Genomic DNA, 19,572 nt, shown 5'->3' on the forward strand with positions numbered 1-19,572 from the left:
TAAACACAGATAAAGTTCAGGATTTAAACAAAAGTTTGTTATACTCCGCGGCCGCTTATCGATGGCGCCCAAATTGGGTATCCCACTCAAGCTTAACGTTTTTCAACTATCCTAAGAAGTTAACAACACTGTTAAGCATGAATTTAGCCATTTAATAAGGCTAACGGCCCAAATTATCTAGATTGAACTTGTGTAGCAGATACGCTTAATACAACTAAATCGCTTTGTTTTGATGTACATACAGGAACCGCACCATGAAATTCGAATCTTTTAGCTTCGCCCCAGAAATATTACGCGCGATCGCTGAGTGCGGTTATCAATCTATGACGCCAGTTCAACAACAAGCGATCCCGGCTATTCGTCGTGGTGAAGATGTATTAGCCAGCGCGCAAACAGGTACCGGTAAAACCGCAGCATTTGCATTACCCATATTGCAAAGAATGTGCGAAAACCCAAGAGAGACAATGCCGTCGAATACGCGTACGTTAATTCTGACGCCGACTCGCGAGCTTGCCGCTCAGGTAGCTGACAATATTAGCGCCTACAGTAAACACCTAAATTTAACCGTATTGACTATTTATGGTGGCGTTAAAGTCGACACGCAAGCACAAAAGCTTAAACGTGGCGCTGACGTGATTGTTGCGACACCAGGCCGATTACTTGAGCACATCACAGCCTGTAACTTAAGTCTGTCGAATGTTGACTTTTTAGTGCTTGATGAAGCAGACCGTATGTTAGATATGGGCTTTAGCGCCGATATTAAAAAAATTCTGCAAGCGGTAAACAAAAAACGCCAAAATATGTTGTTCTCGGCCACCTTCTCAACTGAAGTGAAAAAGCTTGCAAACGACATGCTAGATAAACCTAAAGTGATTACCGTTGATAAACAAAACACCACAGCAGCGACGGTTAGCCAGGTAATTTATCCGGTTGAGCAGCGTCGTAAGCGTGAATTATTGTCTGAGCTTATTGGCACTAAAAACTGGCGCCAAGTGTTAGTCTTTACTGCCACGCGTGACGCCGCAGACAAGTTAGTAAAAGAATTAAACCTAGACGGTATTCCGTCTGGTGTAGTGCACGGCGAAAAAGCCCAAGGTAGCCGTCGCCGTGCATTACGTGAGTTTGTTGAAGGTAAAATTCGTGTATTGGTTGCCACTGAAGTTGCTGCTCGTGGTCTTGATATTCAAAACCTTGAATACGTGGTTAACTATGACTTACCTTTCTTGGCCGAAGATTATGTTCACCGTATTGGCCGTACTGGCCGTGCAGGTAAAACCGGTGTGGCTATCTCGTTTGTCAGCCGTGAAGAAGAACGCACGTTAGCTGATATTGAAAAATTAATCGGTCAATCTATTCGCCGCGTAACCGTGCCAGGATATGAAGTGGGCAGCCGTGAAATGTTGCTTAAGCAAATTGAAAAGCGTCGTAGCTTTGCCAAAAAGCAACAACGTAGCGATAACGTTGGCGCACAGATGATTGCTGAGAAAAACATGGACGGTCGTCGTGTTAAAGTGGGCAAAACCAGTAGCGCAGTAAAATACAAAAAGATTAAGTAACCTCGACTCAATATATTTGACTAACCCGCTGTTAAGGGTCGACAAACAAAAAGACGCTTCGGCGTCTTTTTTGCTTTTGAATGAAATTAATACTGTTATTTGCAGGTCTGCTTTTGTAACTTATATGTACTGCTGTGATTTTGAGTACTTCAGGACAACAACACACAAGGACTTATCATGTTAAAAACCCTGCTAATTACTTCAACGTTAGTGTTAACCAGTTTTGCCAGTATCGCGAAACCGATTGCCAGTGACGAAAACAATGTGATGCCACTTCTTAATGGCCACCAGATACCCGCCATAACGCTACAAGATGTTGATGGTAAAGCGGTTGAACTCGATAAGCTGGTGGCACAAAAACCGACAATATTCTTCTTTTATCGTGGTGGTTGGTGCCCATTTTGTAATTCACAAATGGGCCAATTAAAAGCCATTGAACCTAAACTGATTGAGATGGGATTTCAGTTAGTGGGGATTTCGCCCGACACCCCTGAAAAAATGCGCGCGTCATTAACCGATCAAAAACTCGATTACTTATTGTTATCAGATACATCGATGGCGGCATCACAAGCCTTTGGATTAGCCTATTACACCAGTGCCGATATCACCAAAAAGTATACTGCGAGCCTTGCGGTGACCAACGATTTATTCACCACACCTGAGGGTGAAAAACGCCTGGTGCTTCCTGTACCTGCAGTTTATCTGGCGGATAAGAATGGCTTAATTCATTTTCAATATGTTAACCCAAACTACAAAGTGCGCCCTGCTCCTGAGCTTATTTTGGCCGCTGCGGGTCTTTTGGCTAAATAAGCTGCACGCAATAATTTAGTCTCAATAATAAGCCAGCACTAGCATTGCTGGCTTATTATTATCTCCCCTTGTTAACTCACTCGCACCGAGTTTTTTCAAGCCACTTATCCCTATAAAACACAATCTTCCATCACATAATGTGACCAAAAGAGCAATAAAATAGCGTTTTTTTGATTTTTGTATTGGATTTTTAATCGCGCATCTCGTTACACTGTTCGCCATATAAAAATATCACTCTACAAAGGCTGTAAATCATCATGTCCATTCCTACTACATTCGGTACAGCAAACACCCCAGGTACCATTAAAGCCATGCTGTTAGGTTGCGGTGAGCTTGGCAAAGAAGTCGCGATTGAATTGCAACGTTACGGTATTGAAGTAATTGGTGTCGATCGCTATCCAAACGCCCCAGCAATGCAAATTGCACATCGTTTTCATGTCATAAATATGCTTGATTCTCAGGCACTCAAAGCCATTATCGATTTAGAAAAGCCAGATTTGGTTATTCCTGAGATTGAAGCTATCGCAACCCAAACACTGGTTGAGCTAGAACAACAAGGCTTGCATGTGGTGCCAACAGCAAATGCAGCCAAATTAACCATGGACCGTGAAGGTATTCGCCGGTTAGCCGCTGAAACCTTAGCACTGCCTACATCAGAGTATTTCTTTTGCGATACCCAGGCTGAGTTTGAACAAGCGGTAGCAAAGATAGGCATTCCCTGTGTTGTAAAGCCGGTCATGAGCTCATCGGGCAAAGGCCAAAGTGTGATTAAGTCGAGCGACACTATCGCCAAAGCCTGGGCTTATGCACAAGAAGGTGGCCGAGCAGGTCAAGGACGAGTGATTGTAGAAGCCTTTATTCCCTTTGATTATGAAATCACCTTACTCACTATTAGCGCAGTCAATGGCATTCATTTTTGCGACCCGATTGGTCACAGACAAGAAGATGGTGACTACCGTGAATCATGGCAGCCGCAGGTGATGGCGGATGTTGTTTTGCAAAAAGCTCAAGCCGTCAGTAAAAAAGTGGTTGAAGCATTAGGCGGCTATGGTTTATTTGGCGTTGAGTTGTTTGTAAAAGGTGATGAGGTGTATTTTTCAGAAGTATCACCAAGACCTCATGATACCGGTTTAGTGACACTCATTAGCCAAGACTTATCTGAATTTGCTTTGCACGTCCGCGCCATATTAGGCCTGCCTATCAGCAATATCTCTCAGCATGGTCCTAGCGCCTCGGCGGTGATTTTAGCAGAAGGAACCTCGACCAATATTCGCTATCAAGGCATGGCACAAGCGTTAGCGCCTGCCGATACTCAATTACGTTTATTTGGTAAACCAGATATCGATGGCCGTCGCCGTCTAGGCGTTGCATTAGCGCGTGACACCTCGGTAGAAAGCGCCATAGAGAAAGCCAAAACAGTCGCCAGCCACATCAAGGTATTGTTTTAATTTGCACAGCGTTGACCGAATGAAAAGCCTTGAGCTGTAGTGGGTCGCCTTGAGCTATAGGTAGCCACCTTGAGTATAAAAACATGAAAGCCGCAAATCATTGCGGCTTTCTTTTGTATCGTTCAACCATGGTAAACCGTAAATGATTTTCGCCATCCAACAACGATCGAATACAACGTTAGCTGTTAACGCAGTTAACGGTTTTACCTAGCTGAAACTGCTTCACATTATTAACCGCAATATTGAGTAGGTTTTGCCTTGCTTGCAAGGTTGCCCAGGCGATGTGCGGCGTAATGGTAATATTGGCAGCACTAAACAACGGATTCTCTGGGCTTGGCGGCTCAGTGGATAACACATCAACCGCGGCAAAGCCGTTATTTTGATTAAGCCAATGCGCTAAATCGGTTTCATTAATTAAATCGCCGCGGGCGGTATTGATTAACAAGCACCCCGGCTTAAGTAGCCCTAAACTATCTCTGTTTATCATGTATTGGGTGGCAGCACTTAGCGGGCAATGAAGCGAAATAATGTCAGCTTGTGCAAGTAAGGTATCGCGTTCACACCATTGAATCGTCTCAGCTAGGCCAGTTTTAGGCTTAGCACTGGTGATCAACACCTTCATTCCAAAAGCGACACCTAAGTTAGCCACTTGTTGGCCAATGTCGCCATAACCGACCACGCCTAACGTTAACCCTTTCAATGAGGTTAATGGACTTAAGGTAAAACAAAAATCTCGACTGGCACTCCACTTCCCCGCTTTTACAGCTTGGTAATGTAATGCCACTTGTTGGTGATGATGCAGAATATGGGCAAACACCATTTGTGCTACGGCATCAGGGCCGTAGGCGGGAATATTGGTTACGGTAATTTGATGCTGACTTGCACTATGAATATCAACAACATTCGTGCCTGTTGCCAATACACCAATATAACGCAGTTGCCCTAATTGGCTGAGCGTTTGCGCATTAAGTAAGGTTTTGTTGGTTAATACAATCTGTGCACCCTGACAGCGATTAACAACCTCATCAGCTAGGGTATGATCGTAAATAACACACTCACCCAAAGTGTGTAATGCTTGCCAATCTAGATCACCAGGGTTAAGCGTATAACCGTCTAGTACCACTATTTTCATGAACAACCTCAATCCTTTAGGTAAAATATTAACGCATTGAACGCGATGTTTTAATGCGCTCATAAGCAGCTTGAATATCTTGCGCTTTGGTTTTGGCTAAGGCCATCATTTCTTCAGGTAAGCCTTTGGCCACAAGCTTATCTGGGTGATGCTCGTTCATTAATTTACGATAAGAGCGTTTAATCTCTTGGTCGCTTGCCGACTCAGATATACCTAACATGACATAAGCGTCGGTCAGTGGCATTTTATTGCCCTGTGGCGATTGATGATGGCTAAACTCAGCTTGCCAACGAGCCAGCATTGCATCTAGTTGCGATGCCATCCCCAACTTATTAGCGATAACCGATAGAATTTGTTTCTCGTTTGTGTGCAATTCACCGTCAGACAATGCCGTTTGGATTTGGATCTCCAAAAACATTTGCGCTAATTCGGCGCGCCCCTGAATCACATGACGAAATTGTTCTAATTGCTTAGGTAAATCAAAGTCAGCTTGTCGCCCTTGCCTAAACGCTTCTTGGGCATCAATACGTGATTGACCAGATAATTTTAGCTGGTCCATAAGCATGGTCGCAATACGAATATCATTTTCGGTCACGCGACCAGACGCTTTGGCCACATGCCCCATTACCGCAAATGTCGCATTAAAAAACATCGCCTGACGTTCGCTGCCTTTGCGCATTAATGACGACAAACCTTGGCGTTTATCGTATGCATGCCCAAGCCACAGTCCTAGAAATGCACCAAAAAAACGGCCGAACATAAAGCCGATAATAAACCCAAAAACTTTACCCCAAATGCGCATTTTACCTTCCGCTGTATTTAATGGTTAAATCTACACGCCATGTATTTTGACGTTATCAGTCACTCTTCTATTGAGTCTGTAATCTGTTTTGCAGCTGCTCAAGCCTAGCTAACGTGCCGACATCGCACCAATAGCTATTAAAATATTCACCTGCAATCGTTTGCTGAGCTATCGCCTGTTTAAGCAATGGACCTAATGCCTGTTTACCTGCAGGTAAAGCCTCAAAAAACTGCGGATGATAAATGCCTAATCCTGAAAAAGTCAGTTTGTCTGTTTCAGTTAAGCTGAGCTTGGCATTCGCTTCAATCGCAAAATCGCCTTGTGGATGATGTTCCGGGTTATCAACTAGCCACAAAAATGCTGCCACATGTCCTTGCGAGACTTGCTCATATGCCGCACTAAAATCCGGTAAGCAATCAATAAACACATCACCATTAATCACTAAAAATGGATCATTTCCGAGCAAGGTAAGCGCCTGTTTAATCCCGCCTGCTGTTTCTAATGCTTCGGTTTCAGCACTATATCTAATCTCTAAACCCCAGCGCTGGCCATCACCAAGCATTTCTGGCAACTTATGGCCTAACCAGGCATGGTTTATCACCACCTGCTTCACACCTAACAGTGCAAGCTTTTCAAGGTGATACTCAATTAAGGGCTTGCCGGCCACACTCACCAAGGGTTTTGGCAATGTATCTGTTAATGGGCGTAATCGTTCGCCTCGCCCCGCAGCCAAAATCATCGCTTTCATGCGTTATGCTCAACTTGATTTTCAAGGTTAATCGCTGAACACTGCGACAATCTTGGCACGATAACATTATTCACCCAGGTACTAAATTCTGCAATTTTCGGGTATTGCGAACCAATATCGACAATATATTGCAAGGTTAACGGAATATCAGCCAAGTAACCGGGTTTGCCATCACGATGATACAAGCGTGCAAAAATGCCGGCCGCTTTGATGTGACGTTGTATTCCCATTAAATCAAACCATTGCTGATAAGTTGCAAAGTCGACTGTATCGTCGATAAGTTGATGCGACTTAATCAACTGAAAATGGTACTGCATTAATTCATCCACTTGTTTTGCAGGCCAACGTACATAGCAATCACGCAATAATGACACCGCATCGTAAGTAATAGGTCCAAGTACCGCATCTTGAAAATCAATCACCGCAAGTGCATTTTCATTGAGCAATAAATTACGGCTGTGATAGTCGCGATGCATGCCCACCTTAGGTTGTGACATCGCACTTTGTGTCAATGCTTCAAAGGTATTGGCAATCATTTGCTGTTCATTGTCTGTTAATGTGTAATCTATGTGCGTATTAACTAACCAATCAACAAATATCATCAACTCGCGTTGAACAAACTCTGCATTATAATCCGTTAAGGGGCCAAGCTCTGTGTGAGTCACACTGGCAATGGTCGGCAACAAATTGAGCGCTTGCTGGTAATAGTCGGTCACATTGTGTTGATTAAGCACAGATAACAACTGCTGTTCACCAACGTCAGTTTGTAACACAAACCCTTGCTCATTGCAGGTTGCCAACACTTGGGGCACCAATAACCCTGCTGTTTGATACGCTTTTGCCATCGCGACGAAGGGGGCTATGGGCACTAAATCGATTGGTGAATCCGCGACAATATAATGTTTGCCTAAATGCTCAATGCGAAAATAACGACGAAAACTGGCATCACCGCAAATTAAGCTAGCAGTAACTTGGTCGGCAAAATATTGGTTTAACCAGTGGCTTAAGGCGACAAATCTTGGGTCAGTTAAACTCATCTCAATGGCTCTTCACGAAAAATTGCTTTATTATAGCCAGCATAACATTTGGAAACAGCTAAAGAATGGAATGTTTTATTTAGCTGAGTATCTTTTTCTCTCCAAAACTTTCCGACATTAGAATTCATAAATTATTGACAACAATGCAGATCCGTTACTTTCTGGCACTATGCCTACTCCCCAATATTGTTTTAGCTGAAGAAGTTGAAACGACTGAAGAGCCGATAACGCAATGCTTTGTTGCGCCTCCGGTTTCTCGTTCATTTGAAGACAGAGCGGCGTTAACCGGTATTGATGACGATCAAATCGTTATTATCAGCGACTATTCTACTGCAGCATTTAATAACCAAGCGCAATTTACTGGCGATGTGAGTTTCAGCCAGGGGCAACGTCATATTGCCGCCGACAGTGCTATTTTGGACCAAAAAAATCAACGCTTAAACGCCAACGGTAACTTAATCTTTAAAGATGAATTATTTACCGTTACCGCGGATTCGTTAGAAGCCCAAATGAGCACGAACAGCGCAACGCTGCAAAAAGCACAATACTGGCTTCATGGTCAGCAAGTGCACGGCGAGGCAAGTAAGTTACAAATTACTTCAGATAACAATTTATTATTGACCAAAACTAACTTTACCACTTGCCCACCTGGCGATGAATCGTGGCTACTTGAAGCAGACATGATCAAAATTGACAGTAAAGAAGAATGGGGCGAGATTTGGAATGCCAAGTTAAGAATTGCCGATGTGCCGGTACTGTATATCCCTTATATGACTGTGCCTGTATCTGATAAACGTAAAACCGGCTTTTTATTTCCAAGCTTTAGCACCAGTACCACTAACGGTGTCGAAATTAGCACACCTTATTACTGGAACATTGCACCAGAATACGACTTAACGTTTACCCCAGACTTGATGTCATCACGTGGATTGTTCACCAAAACTGAATTTCGTTATCTTGCCGGTGAGCAACAAAACGGACAATTTAATGTTGAGTATTTAGGCAGCGATGACAAATTAGCCTCAAATGAAGATCGTTATTTGTATCATTGGAGTCATCAAGGCGCGATAAACAAAAATTGGCGCGTCAGATCAGACTATACCGATGTATCAGATAACAATTACTTTAACGATTTAAACTCAGATGTTAATCAGTCAACCGACAACCAAATATCGCGTATTGGCGAAGCCAGTTATTTTGAACGCAATTGGGATTTCAACATGCGAGTACAAGACATTAAAGTGCTTGGCGAAGATGAAAAACCTTATCAAGTGATGCCACAGCTCAACTTTAACTATCGTACTGCCGACATTTTTGATGCTATCGATTTTAAGTTTAATTCCGAACTCACCAACTTTAGCCATCAGCAAAGCGAATATAATACCGCCACGCGTTTGCACCTAGTACCGAGTTTAATTTGGCCAATTCAGGGGCCTGCGGGTTCATTTACCAGCGAAGTAAAAATGCTGCAAACCCAATATTGGCAGCAAAACCTCGACCAGGATTCAACCTTAGATGATTCGGTAAGCCGCACCATTCCACAGGCACGCTTGCATGGCCAGGTTAATTTTGAACGTGCCACGCAATGGTTTGATGAGCAATACCGTCAAACGCTGGAACCGCAAATCCAATATCTTTATGTGGGTTATGAAGATCAATCAAATATTGGTATTTACGACACCGCAGAACTACAAGAAGATTACTATGGTTTGTTCCGTGATCGTCAATACTCAGGTTTAGACCGCGTTGCCGACGCTAACCAATTCACACTTGGTTTTACCACACGCTTGTTTGACCAAAGTAACCGCGAAAAATTGAAGTTCAGTGTAGGCCAGATTATGTATTTGGAATCATCTAAAGTCAGTCTGGATAATACTTATGAAGAAACCTCGCCCTCAACATCTGTTTTAGCCGCTGAATTAGATGCGCAACTGTATAATGATTGGTTTATTAGCGGTTCAGTGCAGCATGATACTGAAACAGGCGATAACAAAAAGAATGAGGTCACCTTAGATTATCGACCAAGTGAAGATAAACTATTGCAGTTAAGCTACCGCTTTGTGCCAGACCTATTAAATACCAACACCAATGACCAGGTGGATATTTCACAGGCGGGTGTTCGTACTTCTTGGCCATTAACAGACAGCTTATATTTTGTGGGTAACTACTATTACGACCTCAACGAATCTCGTAATATTGAAACCTACACTGGTGTACAATACGAATCATGTTGCTGGGCTGTTCGCTTAAGTTACCATTATCGTATCAACACTAATTACGATGATGACTTATCAGAAACCATTGACGGACGTGAAGAGTTTGAAAGTGGCGTATACCTAAACTTTGTCATTAAAGGCTTGGGGGGGGCTGGTCCGTTAGGCGTCGCAGACATGCTAAACGAAGGCTTATTTAACTACCGTAAGCCACTTTACTTGAGGAATTAGTAATCTTTTGTGATAGATTGCTGAACCTAGCGATAAACTCATAGTCCAATAACAACAAACATGCTGTTGAGTATGAAGTAGTAACCTTATTTTGGCGATGTATTGCCAGTTTTATTGAATCGAATGTGCCAAGGATTTTGTGGATGAAACACAGTAAAAAAATGATTTTTGCATTACTCGCACTGGCAATGAGCCAAACCAGTGTTGCAGCACCAGTACCATTAGACCGCGTATCAGTTCAAATTAATGATGGTATTGTTCTCGAAAGTGAAATCAAGAATATGATTACCACTGTTCGAGCTAACGCAAAAGCAGCGAATCAAACCCTGCCATCAGATGAAGCATTGCGTACTCAGGTTATTGAACGTCTCATTTTAACCCACTTGCAAATGCAAATGGCTGAGCGTATTGGTTTACAAATTGGTGATCTCCAATTAGACCAAACCATCGAAAATATCGCCAAAGAACAAAAAATGTCTGTGGCGCAGATGCAACAATCCATTGAAAGCGAAGGCACTAGCTTTAGCCAATATCGTGAACAGTTGCGTCAAGAAGTCACTTTAGGTGAAATTCAACGTATTCAAGTGCAACGTCGTATTCAAGTATCGCCTCAAGAAATCAGTGGCCTAGTCAAACTCATTGAAGAACAAGGCTTAAAGGATGTTGAATTTCAAATCGGTCACATCTTAATTGAAGTACCAAGTAACCCAAGCAGTGAGCAACTAGAAAGTTCAAGTCGCCGTGCTGAAATCGTCCTAAAACGCCTAAATGAAGGTGATGATTTCCGCAGCACTGCTATTGCAGCATCTTCAGGCCCTAAAGCCCTTGAAGGCGGTATTTGGGATTTCATGAACATCAATGAAATGCCAACCTTGTTTGCTGAAGTGGTCAATAGCGCTAAGAAAGGCGATATTATTGGTCCAATCAAATCGGGTTCTGGTTTCCACATTATTAAAGTCATCGACACCCGCGGACTGCAAACTCAAGAAGTCTCTGAAGTTAAATCACGCCACATTCTACTAAAGCCATCACCGATTTTATCGGAAGACCGTGCTAAAGCGATGCTAGACAACTTTTTAGTGCAAGTGCGTAGTGGTGAAGCCGACTTTGCTAAGTTAGCTAAACAGTATTCTGAAGATCCAGGTTCAGGGGCAAAAGGCGGTGAATTAGGTTGGGCAGATCCAGGTATGTACGTGCCTGAATTCTCTCAAACATTAGCCAGTTTAAGCGAAGGTCAAATCAGTGAGCCATTCCGTACTACACACGGCTGGCATATTGTGCAACTTGAATCTCGTCGCACAACTGATGCAACGGATCAATTTAACAGTAACCGAGCACATCAGTTAATTTTCCGTCGTAAATTTAACGAAGAATTACAAAACTGGTTAGATGAAATGCGCTCTGAAGCTTATATTGAAATTATTGAGCCTGAAACAAAACGAGGTTAAGCAAGATCAATGACTAAACGTATTGCTATTACTCCCGGTGAACCAGCAAGCATTGGCCCCGACTTAGTCATCAAACTCGCTCAGCAGGCTTGGCCTGCTGAGTTAGTTGTTTGTGCCGATCCAGATTTATTGATGAGCAGAGCCAAATTACTTGGACTCCCTTTGCAACTCATACCTTATCAACCGTCACAACCGCCAAAACCTCAAGCAGCAGGCACCTTAACCATAGTGCCTTTTGCATTAGCTGAGCCTTGTGAATGTGGGGTATTAAACGAAGCCAACAGCGCTTATGTTGTTGATACCTTGCGTTATGCTGGCGAAAAAAACATGTCTAATGAATTTGATGCTGTCGTTACGGGTCCCGTGCACAAAGGCATTATCAATCAAGCCGGCATCCCATTTAGTGGTCATACCGAGTTTTTTGCGTTGCAAGCCAACTGTGCAGATGTGGTTATGATGTTAGCCACGCCGGGGTTACAAGTTGCCTTAATGACTACACACATCCCATTAGCGTATGTGGCTAAAGCGATAACACGTGACAGATTGCACCACATCATTAGCATTTTGCACCGCGAACTGGTGAGTAAATTTGGTTTAGGCTCACCCAAAATTTATGTCTGTGGTTTAAACCCGCATGCAGGAGAAGACGGCCATTTAGGTCGTGAAGAAATTGATACCATGATCCCCGCGCTAAACGAGTTACGGGCGCAAGGTATGGATATTGTTGGCCCATTGCCAGCAGATACTCTATTCCAGCCAAAGTATCTTGAACAAGCTGACGTGGTACTCGCCATGTATCATGACCAAGGATTACCTGTGCTTAAATCTTTAGGATTTGGCAAGTCGGTCAATATCACTCTAGGTTTACCTTATATTCGCACCTCAGTCGACCATGGTACAGCGCTTGAACTAGCGGGTACCGGAAAAGCGGATAGCGGCAGTTTTACCTGTGCATTAAACAAAGCCATCGAATTGGCCTCAAAAAGTAAGTAACCCATTTTAATGAGCAATAAAGTACATTTAGGCCACACGGCCAGAAAACGTTTTGGACAAAACTTTCTTACCGATCAAGGTGTGATCAGCAGTATCGTTGGTGCTATTGCACCTGACAACGATCATGTGATGATTGAAATTGGTCCTGGTCTTGGTGCATTAACCGAACCGGTTGCAGACACCATCGATAACCTAACCGTTGTTGAACTAGACCGTGATTTAGTAGAACGTTTACAAAAACATCCCATACTTAAAGACAAGCTAACCATTCATCAAGGTGACGCGCTGCAGTTTGATTTTTCGAAATTACAACAGCCTGGCAAAAAGATGAAAGTATTTGGTAATTTGCCTTATAACATTTCAACGCCATTGATGTTTCATTTGTTTGAGTTTGCGGAACAAATTGAAACGATGCACTTCATGCTACAAAAAGAAGTGGTGTTGCGTTTATCAGCCAGCCCAGGCACTAAAGCCTACGGTCGTTTAACCGTTATGGCACAGTACTTCTGTCAGGTAGTTCCGGTACTTGAAGTGCCACCACACTGCTTTACACCGGCACCTAAAGTTGACTCAGCAGTAGTGCGTTTATTGCCATACGAAGTTAAACCTTGGCCATGTAAAGATGTGAATGTACTACGTCACTTATGTTCTACAGCGTTTAGTATGCGCCGTAAAACATTGCGCAATAATCTAAAAGCCCTGTTGTCTGATGATGACTTTGCGTCATTAAACATCGACTCCAGTATGCGGCCAGAACAAATCAGTGTTCCGCAGTATGTCGAGATGGCTAATTTACTGTGTGACAACAAAAAGTAATAATAAGGGCATGCCAATACGAGCATGCCCTTTTGTTTTAAAGACAGGATGTAGAATGAGCCAAGGCGAATCACCGATAAAAATAAAAGTCGACACCCAATATCTAGAACAACAATCTGATGTTGCCGACAACAAATTCCTTTTTAGTTATACCATTACCATCATCAATTTAGGTGATAGCAAGGTCACACTCAAAGATCGTCATTGGATTATTACCGACGCTAATGGCAAAGAAAGTGAAGTGAAAGGCCCTGGCGTGGTGGGTGAAACCCCAACGATTTCACCTAATACCGCATATCAGTATTCGAGTGGCACAGTCATGGAGACACCTGTAGGCTTTATGCATGGGTCTTATGGCATGGAAGATGCTCAAGGCAAACGTTTTTTAGCGGCTATTCCCGCGTTTAGATTAGCCGTTCCAGGCATTTTGCAGTAAATCATGGCACACTATTTTGTTGGTGATATTCAAGGGTGCTTTGCAGAGCTAACCTTACTGTTACAAAAAGTAGACTTTACCCCATCTAAAGATGAGTTGTGGGCGGTCGGTGATTTAGTCGCACGAGGAACTGAATCCTTGGCAACATTAAGGTTTTTTAAGTCACTGCAAAATTCCGCAAAAGTGGTACTCGGCAATCATGATCTGCATTTACTGGCACTTCATGGCAAATTAAAACGCCCTCACCCGCAAGATCATCTTAGTGAGTTGCTTAACGCACCCGATATTAATCAACTAACCGATTGGCTAAGACAACAACCGTTGGTTCGCACATTGCCCGAACACAATATCATCATGACGCATGCAGGCGTCCCACCACAATGGGATATCGACACCCTGATACAAGAAGCAAAGCAAGTCAGCGTTGCGCTACAACAAGATGATTATTTAACGGCGTTAATCGCACAAATGTACACTGAAGATTCAGAACAGTGGTCAAGTGAGTTACACGGTATTGATCGTTTACGTTATTGTATCAATGCATTGACCCGAATGCGTTTTTTGCATTCTGATGGCCGCCTTGAGTTTAAGTGTAAAACACCACCACAACAGCAAACATCAGCTGAGCTCGCACCCTGGTTTGAATTTCCATCACGCTGTGCCCCGCAAAATACTATCGTGTTTGGTCATTGGGCCGCCTTGATGGGTCAAACTCCTCAGCCACATTTTATGGCATTAGACACAGGCTGTTGCTGGGGCGAACACCTCACGTTATGGCATCTTGAAAAGAATGAAAAAATTACCCAAAACAGGTTAATTTAACGTTAAACTAAAGTAGCAATTTGCCGATAACAATAACAATCGTATTGATTATCTGCGCATGCTGTAAAAGCTCAAACTACCCTATAACTAAAAGTGAAGTTTTAATACATACCATTCGTGTAAATCAACAAAGTCTCTTAAAAGACTGTTACACAGAAAAGTGACCGATATTAAATTTGAGCATTGACAAAATTTGCCTGAGAAACATGTGTTTGTTAATCCACTCAATATCAAAATCACTTAATAATAAAAACCAGGATCAAATAATAATAGTCGGAGTATTGTATGAAAATTAATGTAGCAACCAGGGTTATTGGCGGTTTTACCGTTGTAACACTGTTACTTGTGGTCCTAGGGGTTGTGACTCTACTCAGTAACAACAGTATCAAAGACGGCACAACAATCCTTAAAACGGTCAGCCTACCTGCGTTAGAAGCGACCAGTATTTTAAGTGAAAACCTTAGCACTCAACAGATTGAAGCAGTGCTGGCTTACTACAGTAATCACTCATCTAAAATTCCGGATATCGAGAAAAAGCTTACCGACCTCGACAACCGCTTTAAAAGCGATATGACTCGTTTAGGTAATTTAGTCAGCCAACAATCTCAACTTGCACAGCCATTAAACGAATTGAATAAAAGCTATAACCTGTACGAAGCTAGCGCAAACACCATGCTTAACGAAAGGGAAAGCGCACTTAGCTTGCAAGAAAAGTTATTAACAATGCGCAGTGCTTTAGAGAATGCCGCCGATGACTCATCGTCCATTCTACTCGACGTGATTGATTTAGAAACCAGTGAAGATGAAACTGAGCGCAGTTTAGCTGCGTCAGCAAGTTTAGTTGATGGCACATTAATTAATATTATTACGACTATTTATGATTTAGTTGCCACAACTGAGCAAAGCAAATATGACCTTATCATTAAAGAACTTGATTATATGGTCAGTGAAGCAACAACTAAAATCGACTACATTAACCGCCAAGGTACTGGTGTTATCAGCAGCTCAATTTTAGAAGACTTGTCTGTCGAAAGCGCAAAAGTCTTTAAATTGCTTAATGGTAATGACTCAATCATTGCACTAAAGCAGCAACAGCTCAATCACGAGTTTGCCGCGACAAAGCAGTTAAATGACACACAAATCGCCGCCAAAAATGTCAATGCGATGATGACTGTATTAGCTAAATCGATTGATAACTTTGCCAGTGATATCAGTAATGATGCACTGAGTATTATTGATTCAGCTTTTTATAAAACGCTTGGTGTAGTGCTGTTTGCAATTGTAGTGGCCATTGTGGTCAGTATTGCCGTTATTACCCCATTAACCAAGTCTTTAGAAAAAGTTAACCAGGCCTTAAACGTATTAGCGTCTGGCGACTTAACTCACAAGTTAGATGATTCAGGCCATGATGAGTTTGCCGAACTGGCTAAAAACTGTAACCGCTTAGTCGACAGCTTAAGAAGCTTAATTGTAGGTATTGTTGACCGCGCTAATCAGCTTGCGGCAGCAGCAGAGCAAACTTCAGCCATTACCTCGCAAACCACGATTGGTATTCAAGAGCAAAAAAGTCAGGTTGTTCAAGTTGCGACCGCTACCACAGAGCTAAGCTCTAGCGCACAACAGGTTTCGATGAGTGCCGATCAAGCTTTAAATGAAATCAAGCAAGCAGATCAAGAAACCCAGCACATGCGCTCGCTTGCCGAAGAAAGCAAAAACACCATCCTCGCATTGGCTGAAGAAGTGGCTAAAGCAGGCATCGTGATTAACAAAGTTCACTCAGACAGTGCCTCAATTGGTTCAATTTTAGATGTCATCAGAGGCATTGCAGATCAAACTAACCTACTGGCTTTAAACGCGGCCATCGAAGCCGCCAGAGCGGGTGAACAAGGTCGCGGTTTTGCTGTGGTGGCTGACGAGGTTCGTAATCTTGCGTCTCGCACCCAACATTCTACCAGTGAAATTCAGCAGATGATTGAAGTCCTTCAAGTCGGCACTCAAGAAGCCGTTGCGGTGATGGAGCTTGGACGCGCACAAGCAAACAGCTGTGTAGAGAAAAATGAACAAGCTAACATTGCCCTGGAAACCATCAGTAAATCGGTTCATAGAGCTTATGATTCGGGTAACCATATTGCCCATGCTGCACAAGAGCAAAATATTGTTAGCCAGCAAGTATCAGAAAAACTAGAACACATTGCATCTATATCTGAAGAAACGGCCACTGGTGCAGATCAAACAGCGCAATCAAGTCATCAGGTGGCAATGCTTGCAGAAGAGTTACAAGCCTCTGTACGAGAGTTTAAAGTATAACGACTAGCATATTGTCACATATGGATAAAAGGCCCCCAGGGGCCTTTTTTGTGCCTAATTTTATTTCGTTCTCGCCCGCAAAAACATAAAAAAAATACCGATAATTTCTTATCGGTATTTTTTATTGGAACGTATTACGTTACGTGTTTAACCTGAACTCGGTATAAGGGATGAACTTATGCTATTTAAAATCAACACGTTAACCCATTTCACTTTCAAGCTTGTCATTTGTTCTGCAAACAAGGCGAATGGAAGCGTCAATAGCTAGCCTATTGTAAGTCGATTCAACACAGTTAGCGGGGCAAAGGACTGTTTGAAAGGCATTTATTATCCCGAGTTGAGGTTATTTAACCTGATATCAGGTTATTTAGTCTTCATCACCCGCACCACCACCAACACGATCTTTAATCGCTGCAGTGATAGGGCCACCATCATGACCATTAGCCGAAGCCCAATCTAAGATGGTTTTGCCATCTGCTTCAGGGGCTGCTAGATCAGACGATGGCATACGTTTTGCGATAAACTCACCGACATCATTCGCATTTGAACTGTAGGCAGTACGCAATAAACTGCTGCCATCACAAGAAATGCTTGAATACACGTTACGTAATTTGACACGAGTTTCTTTCATTTTTTTACGTAAACGATTTTTGTCGTCTGATTTAACATAATCACAAATGTTTGCAACTAATTGTTCCGTATTGGCAACAGCAGGGGTTGACGCAAAAGATGCTGCAATCAGGGCTGCAATAGCCACAGGCAATAGACGCATCCGACACTCCTTTATCATTATAGTTATATAGCTATACATACAGTCGACAGTAAAGCTCGCTGATGTATCTTAATTTCAGGGTATAAACGTGATTAATTTAACACTTTTTCACTAAAGTGTTAAAGCTATATTGCAATCCTTTGTCGTTTGTTAAAGTTTCTGAGTTTTCAATATGCCACGAACCATCATCCCAAGCAGGAAAATACGTGTCACCCTCGACGTCTAAATCAATCATAGTCAGATATAATACGTCAGCTTGGGGTATTAATTGTTCGTAAAGTTGACCACCACCAATAACCACCACTTCTTCACAATCACCTGCGGCAGCCAAGGCTTGCTCAAAATTTACCACGCAAGTGACACCGTCTATAACGAGCTGACTATTACGACTAATCACAATGTTATGACGCCCTGGTAATGGGCGGCCAATAGATTCATATGTTTTACGGCCCATAATGATAGGCTTTGATAATGTCATCGCTTTAAAATGGCGTAAATCTTCAGGTAAATGCCAAGGCATTTTATTGTCTTTACCAATCACTCTATTATTTGCCATAGCGGCAATCATTGCGATACGCATTGTAAAAGAATCCTTTTCTATAATGGCTTAGACTTATTTTAGCCAGATGCTCAGTTGAAAAACCACGATATTGAATCGTACTTAGCAGAAATTCAGACATCAACTCTACACCTAAATTTGAGTCTCGATTTCAATGTTTGATTTAGTATGATTAGAAGCTGTTTATAACATCAATAACTTTAAATAATGGGTCGAGTGCGATAATACAACAAACTTGGTAACGCTAATCCAACGGCTAACGCACCTAGGATAAAGACGGTTTTTAAACCATTTAGGATGACTTGGGCAGTTAACTCTGGGCTAACTTGGCTTTGTGCGGTTAACTGAATGAGCGCGATTACCGTATTAAAAGCATAGGTTCCTGGCACCATAGGAATAATGGCCGCAACAGCGTACATCAACGGTGGTGCTAAATGGCGTTTAGCAAACTGGATGGTGATAACCCCAACAACAGCTGCGGCAACAAACGTTGCCCATTCTATCGGCATAGAGAACTGCAATAATAGCGTTCTAAAACTATGACCTATGGCGCCAGCAATCGCACAGTAAATCAAGTAACGTTTAGGTACATTAAACACCATCGCGAAACCCACAGCAGGTATTGCAGAGAAAAAAGCGTCATGTAACAAGATGCTTAACAAAGATAGCATTAGAAAATCCCACCCATCTGCATCGCAATAGTAATGCCAATCACCGACGCGAGAGTGAGTAAGGTAGCATGACCCCAACGAGAAATGCCCACATTCATGTGGCCTTTCACCATATCGGAAATCGCATTTATCAATGGAAAACCGGGCACTAACATCAATACGCTGGCAGCCATCGTCGCTTGCGGAGTGGTTGTAATCGGCCAAAGATAACCAATTTGGGCAATGCCAGTAATCACAAAAGCTGTAATTGAAAAGTTAACTAAAAGATTGAAGTGCTTAGATGCAAAAAATAACCGCACCATCATGCCGATAGAAGAGGCAAAAAAAGTAATGATGCACGCGATCAGGTCACCATCAAACAAATGACAAAAACTGGCACAAGATAAACCAATCATGGGGACAACAGCTATTGCGGGGTAAGACTTAGGTTTGATGTGTGCTAAACGACGTCTAACTTCGTTTGCACCATAAATGCCTTTTTCAGCTAAGATGCATATGCGCTGAAGCTCGCAAATGACCATCATATTAATGCCGTGGGCTCGAATGCGCCGAGTTGTAGTAATACAACGCCCATGCACTAGGCTCGTGAGCACTAATGCATTAGACGAAATAGACAGCTCAATACTGGCAAGCCCAAGTGCTTTACCAAGGCGCTGACTGATCTCTTCAACAAGATCAGACTCAGCACCGTAGGCCAACAGCAATTGCGCGCAGCGCACTACAAGACGGGTTATATCATTTTGGCTATCTGCGTACACGATATCCTCAAAT

General features: G+C 42.7%; 18 protein-coding genes. 10 read left to right on the plus strand and 8 right to left on the minus strand.

The features are described 5' to 3' along the window. Window positions 1-254 precede the first annotated feature (254 nt). The 3 genes from ACROAE_RS02855 (at window position 255) to purT (ending at window position 3,814) form a co-directional block, all read left to right on the plus strand. Window positions 255-1,556: a DEAD/DEAH box helicase gene (locus ACROAE_RS02855; protein ID WP_432399410.1), complete on the plus strand. Its 1,302-nt coding sequence runs from the start codon at window positions 255-257 to the stop codon at window positions 1,554-1,556. Window positions 1,557-1,733: 177 nt separating this feature from the next. Further along, entirely contained in the window at window positions 1,734-2,366 is a 633-nt protein-coding gene (locus ACROAE_RS02860) for a peroxiredoxin-like family protein (protein ID WP_432399411.1), read from the plus strand. Window positions 2,367-2,623: 257 nt separating this feature from the next. Beyond that, a complete protein-coding gene (gene purT, locus ACROAE_RS02865; RefSeq protein WP_432399412.1) occupies window positions 2,624-3,814 on the plus strand; it encodes a formate-dependent phosphoribosylglycinamide formyltransferase in 1,191 nt (396 codons plus the stop codon). Between the two features lie 178 nt (window positions 3,815-3,992). Here purT and ACROAE_RS02870 read toward each other — a convergent pair whose 3' ends face one another. The 4 genes from ACROAE_RS02870 to ACROAE_RS02885 all read right to left on the minus strand — a co-directional run bounded on the left by ACROAE_RS02870 (window position 3,993) and on the right by ACROAE_RS02885 (window position 7,533). After that, a complete protein-coding gene (locus tag ACROAE_RS02870; protein WP_432399413.1) occupies window positions 3,993-4,946 on the minus strand; it encodes a D-2-hydroxyacid dehydrogenase in 954 nt (317 codons plus the stop codon). Between the two features lie 28 nt (window positions 4,947-4,974). Then, window positions 4,975-5,748, minus strand: a complete 774-nt coding sequence (gene djlA / locus ACROAE_RS02875) for a co-chaperone DjlA (RefSeq protein ID WP_432399414.1) — start codon at window positions 5,746-5,748, stop codon at window positions 4,975-4,977. Window positions 5,749-5,815: 67 nt separating this feature from the next. After that, window positions 5,816-6,496 (minus strand): N-acetylmuramate alpha-1-phosphate uridylyltransferase MurU, encoded by a 681-nt coding sequence (gene murU, locus ACROAE_RS02880; protein WP_432399415.1) that lies wholly within the window; start codon window positions 6,494-6,496, stop codon window positions 5,816-5,818. Then, window positions 6,493-7,533 (minus strand): aminoglycoside phosphotransferase family protein, encoded by a 1,041-nt coding sequence (locus ACROAE_RS02885; protein ID WP_432399416.1) that lies wholly within the window; start codon window positions 7,531-7,533, stop codon window positions 6,493-6,495. The genes murU and ACROAE_RS02885 overlap by 4 nt, the downstream gene beginning before the upstream one ends. Window positions 7,534-7,676: 143 nt before the next feature. On the opposite strand from ACROAE_RS02885, the gene lptD reads away from it, so the two are divergent. The 7 genes from lptD (at window position 7,677) to ACROAE_RS02920 (ending at window position 16,799) form a co-directional block, all read left to right on the plus strand. Then, window positions 7,677-9,977, plus strand: a complete 2,301-nt coding sequence (lptD, locus tag ACROAE_RS02890; RefSeq protein WP_432399417.1) for an LPS assembly protein LptD — start codon at window positions 7,677-7,679, stop codon at window positions 9,975-9,977. Between the two features lie 143 nt (window positions 9,978-10,120). Next, window positions 10,121-11,425: a peptidylprolyl isomerase SurA gene (gene surA, locus ACROAE_RS02895; RefSeq protein WP_432399419.1), complete on the plus strand. Its 1,305-nt coding sequence runs from the start codon at window positions 10,121-10,123 to the stop codon at window positions 11,423-11,425. Window positions 11,426-11,434: 9 nt separating this feature from the next. After that, window positions 11,435-12,418: a 4-hydroxythreonine-4-phosphate dehydrogenase PdxA gene (pdxA, locus tag ACROAE_RS02900; protein WP_432399420.1), complete on the plus strand. Its 984-nt coding sequence runs from the start codon at window positions 11,435-11,437 to the stop codon at window positions 12,416-12,418. 9 nt (window positions 12,419-12,427) lie between these two features. After that, the gene (gene rsmA, locus ACROAE_RS02905) at window positions 12,428-13,234 is read left to right on the plus strand and encodes a 16S rRNA (adenine(1518)-N(6)/adenine(1519)-N(6))-dimethyltransferase RsmA (RefSeq protein WP_432399421.1); all 807 of its coding nucleotides are present in this window, start codon (window positions 12,428-12,430) and stop codon (window positions 13,232-13,234) included. A gap of 55 nt (window positions 13,235-13,289) precedes the next feature. Further along, window positions 13,290-13,670, plus strand: a complete 381-nt coding sequence (gene apaG / locus ACROAE_RS02910; RefSeq protein ID WP_432399422.1) for a Co2+/Mg2+ efflux protein ApaG — start codon at window positions 13,290-13,292, stop codon at window positions 13,668-13,670. A gap of 3 nt (window positions 13,671-13,673) precedes the next feature. Beyond that, window positions 13,674-14,492: a symmetrical bis(5'-nucleosyl)-tetraphosphatase gene (locus tag ACROAE_RS02915; RefSeq protein ID WP_432399423.1), complete on the plus strand. Its 819-nt coding sequence runs from the start codon at window positions 13,674-13,676 to the stop codon at window positions 14,490-14,492. Window positions 14,493-14,777: 285 nt separating this feature from the next. Beyond that, window positions 14,778-16,799, plus strand: a complete 2,022-nt coding sequence (locus tag ACROAE_RS02920) for a methyl-accepting chemotaxis protein (protein ID WP_432399424.1) — start codon at window positions 14,778-14,780, stop codon at window positions 16,797-16,799. A 367-nt stretch (window positions 16,800-17,166) separates the two neighbouring features. Here ACROAE_RS02920 and ACROAE_RS02925 read toward each other — a convergent pair whose 3' ends face one another. From ACROAE_RS02925 to ACROAE_RS02940, 4 genes are all read right to left on the minus strand, one after another. Continuing rightward, on the minus strand, window positions 17,167-17,571 hold the full coding sequence (locus ACROAE_RS02925) for a DUF3718 domain-containing protein (protein ID WP_432399425.1): 405 nt from the start codon (window positions 17,569-17,571) through the stop codon (window positions 17,167-17,169). Between the two features lie 97 nt (window positions 17,572-17,668). Continuing rightward, window positions 17,669-18,151, minus strand: coding sequence for a type 3 dihydrofolate reductase (gene folA / locus ACROAE_RS02930; protein WP_432399426.1), 483 nt, complete (start codon window positions 18,149-18,151; stop codon window positions 17,669-17,671). Between the two features lie 179 nt (window positions 18,152-18,330). Beyond that, window positions 18,331-18,801 (minus strand): threonine/serine exporter family protein, encoded by a 471-nt coding sequence (locus ACROAE_RS02935; protein ID WP_432399427.1) that lies wholly within the window; start codon window positions 18,799-18,801, stop codon window positions 18,331-18,333. Further along, complete coding sequence (locus ACROAE_RS02940) at window positions 18,801-19,559, minus strand: threonine/serine exporter family protein (RefSeq protein ID WP_432399428.1); 759 nt, start codon at window positions 19,557-19,559, stop codon at window positions 18,801-18,803. Before ACROAE_RS02940 ends, ACROAE_RS02935 begins: the two co-directional genes overlap by 1 nt. Between the last annotated feature and the right edge of the window lie 13 nt (window positions 19,560-19,572).

It is taken from the genome of Shewanella sp. MF05960 (assembly GCF_050849305.1).
In the GTDB taxonomy this organism is placed as follows: Bacteria; Pseudomonadota; Gammaproteobacteria; order Enterobacterales; family Shewanellaceae; genus Shewanella.

What these genes read in the sequence shown, in the direction of transcription:
- purT (WP_432399412.1), top strand. Translation starts at nt 2,624, where the DNA reads ATGTCCATTCCTACTACATTCGGTACAGCAAACACCCCAGGTACCATT.
- ACROAE_RS02870 (WP_432399413.1), bottom strand. Translation starts at nt 4,946, where the DNA reads ATGAAAATAGTGGTACTAGACGGTTATACGCTTAACCCTGGTGATCTA.
- murU (WP_432399415.1), bottom strand. Translation starts at nt 6,496, where the DNA reads ATGAAAGCGATGATTTTGGCTGCGGGGCGAGGCGAACGATTACGCCCA.
- pdxA (WP_432399420.1), top strand. Translation starts at nt 11,435, where the DNA reads ATGACTAAACGTATTGCTATTACTCCCGGTGAACCAGCAAGCATTGGC.
- surA (WP_432399419.1), top strand. Translation starts at nt 10,121, where the DNA reads ATGAAACACAGTAAAAAAATGATTTTTGCATTACTCGCACTGGCAATG.
- ACROAE_RS02885 (WP_432399416.1), bottom strand. Translation starts at nt 7,533, where the DNA reads ATGAGTTTAACTGACCCAAGATTTGTCGCCTTAAGCCACTGGTTAAAC.
- ACROAE_RS02920 (WP_432399424.1), top strand. Translation starts at nt 14,778, where the DNA reads ATGAAAATTAATGTAGCAACCAGGGTTATTGGCGGTTTTACCGTTGTA.
- ACROAE_RS02925 (WP_432399425.1), bottom strand. Translation starts at nt 17,571, where the DNA reads ATGCGTCTATTGCCTGTGGCTATTGCAGCCCTGATTGCAGCATCTTTT.
- djlA (WP_432399414.1), bottom strand. Translation starts at nt 5,748, where the DNA reads ATGCGCATTTGGGGTAAAGTTTTTGGGTTTATTATCGGCTTTATGTTC.
- folA (WP_432399426.1), bottom strand. Translation starts at nt 18,151, where the DNA reads ATGCGTATCGCAATGATTGCCGCTATGGCAAATAATAGAGTGATTGGT.
- ACROAE_RS02855 (WP_432399410.1), top strand. Translation starts at nt 255, where the DNA reads ATGAAATTCGAATCTTTTAGCTTCGCCCCAGAAATATTACGCGCGATC.
- rsmA (WP_432399421.1), top strand. Translation starts at nt 12,428, where the DNA reads ATGAGCAATAAAGTACATTTAGGCCACACGGCCAGAAAACGTTTTGGA.
- ACROAE_RS02860 (WP_432399411.1), top strand. Translation starts at nt 1,734, where the DNA reads ATGTTAAAAACCCTGCTAATTACTTCAACGTTAGTGTTAACCAGTTTT.
- ACROAE_RS02935 (WP_432399427.1), bottom strand. Translation starts at nt 18,801, where the DNA reads ATGCTATCTTTGTTAAGCATCTTGTTACATGACGCTTTTTTCTCTGCA.
- apaG (WP_432399422.1), top strand. Translation starts at nt 13,290, where the DNA reads ATGAGCCAAGGCGAATCACCGATAAAAATAAAAGTCGACACCCAATAT.
- ACROAE_RS02915 (WP_432399423.1), top strand. Translation starts at nt 13,674, where the DNA reads ATGGCACACTATTTTGTTGGTGATATTCAAGGGTGCTTTGCAGAGCTA.
- lptD (WP_432399417.1), top strand. Translation starts at nt 7,677, where the DNA reads ATGCAGATCCGTTACTTTCTGGCACTATGCCTACTCCCCAATATTGTT.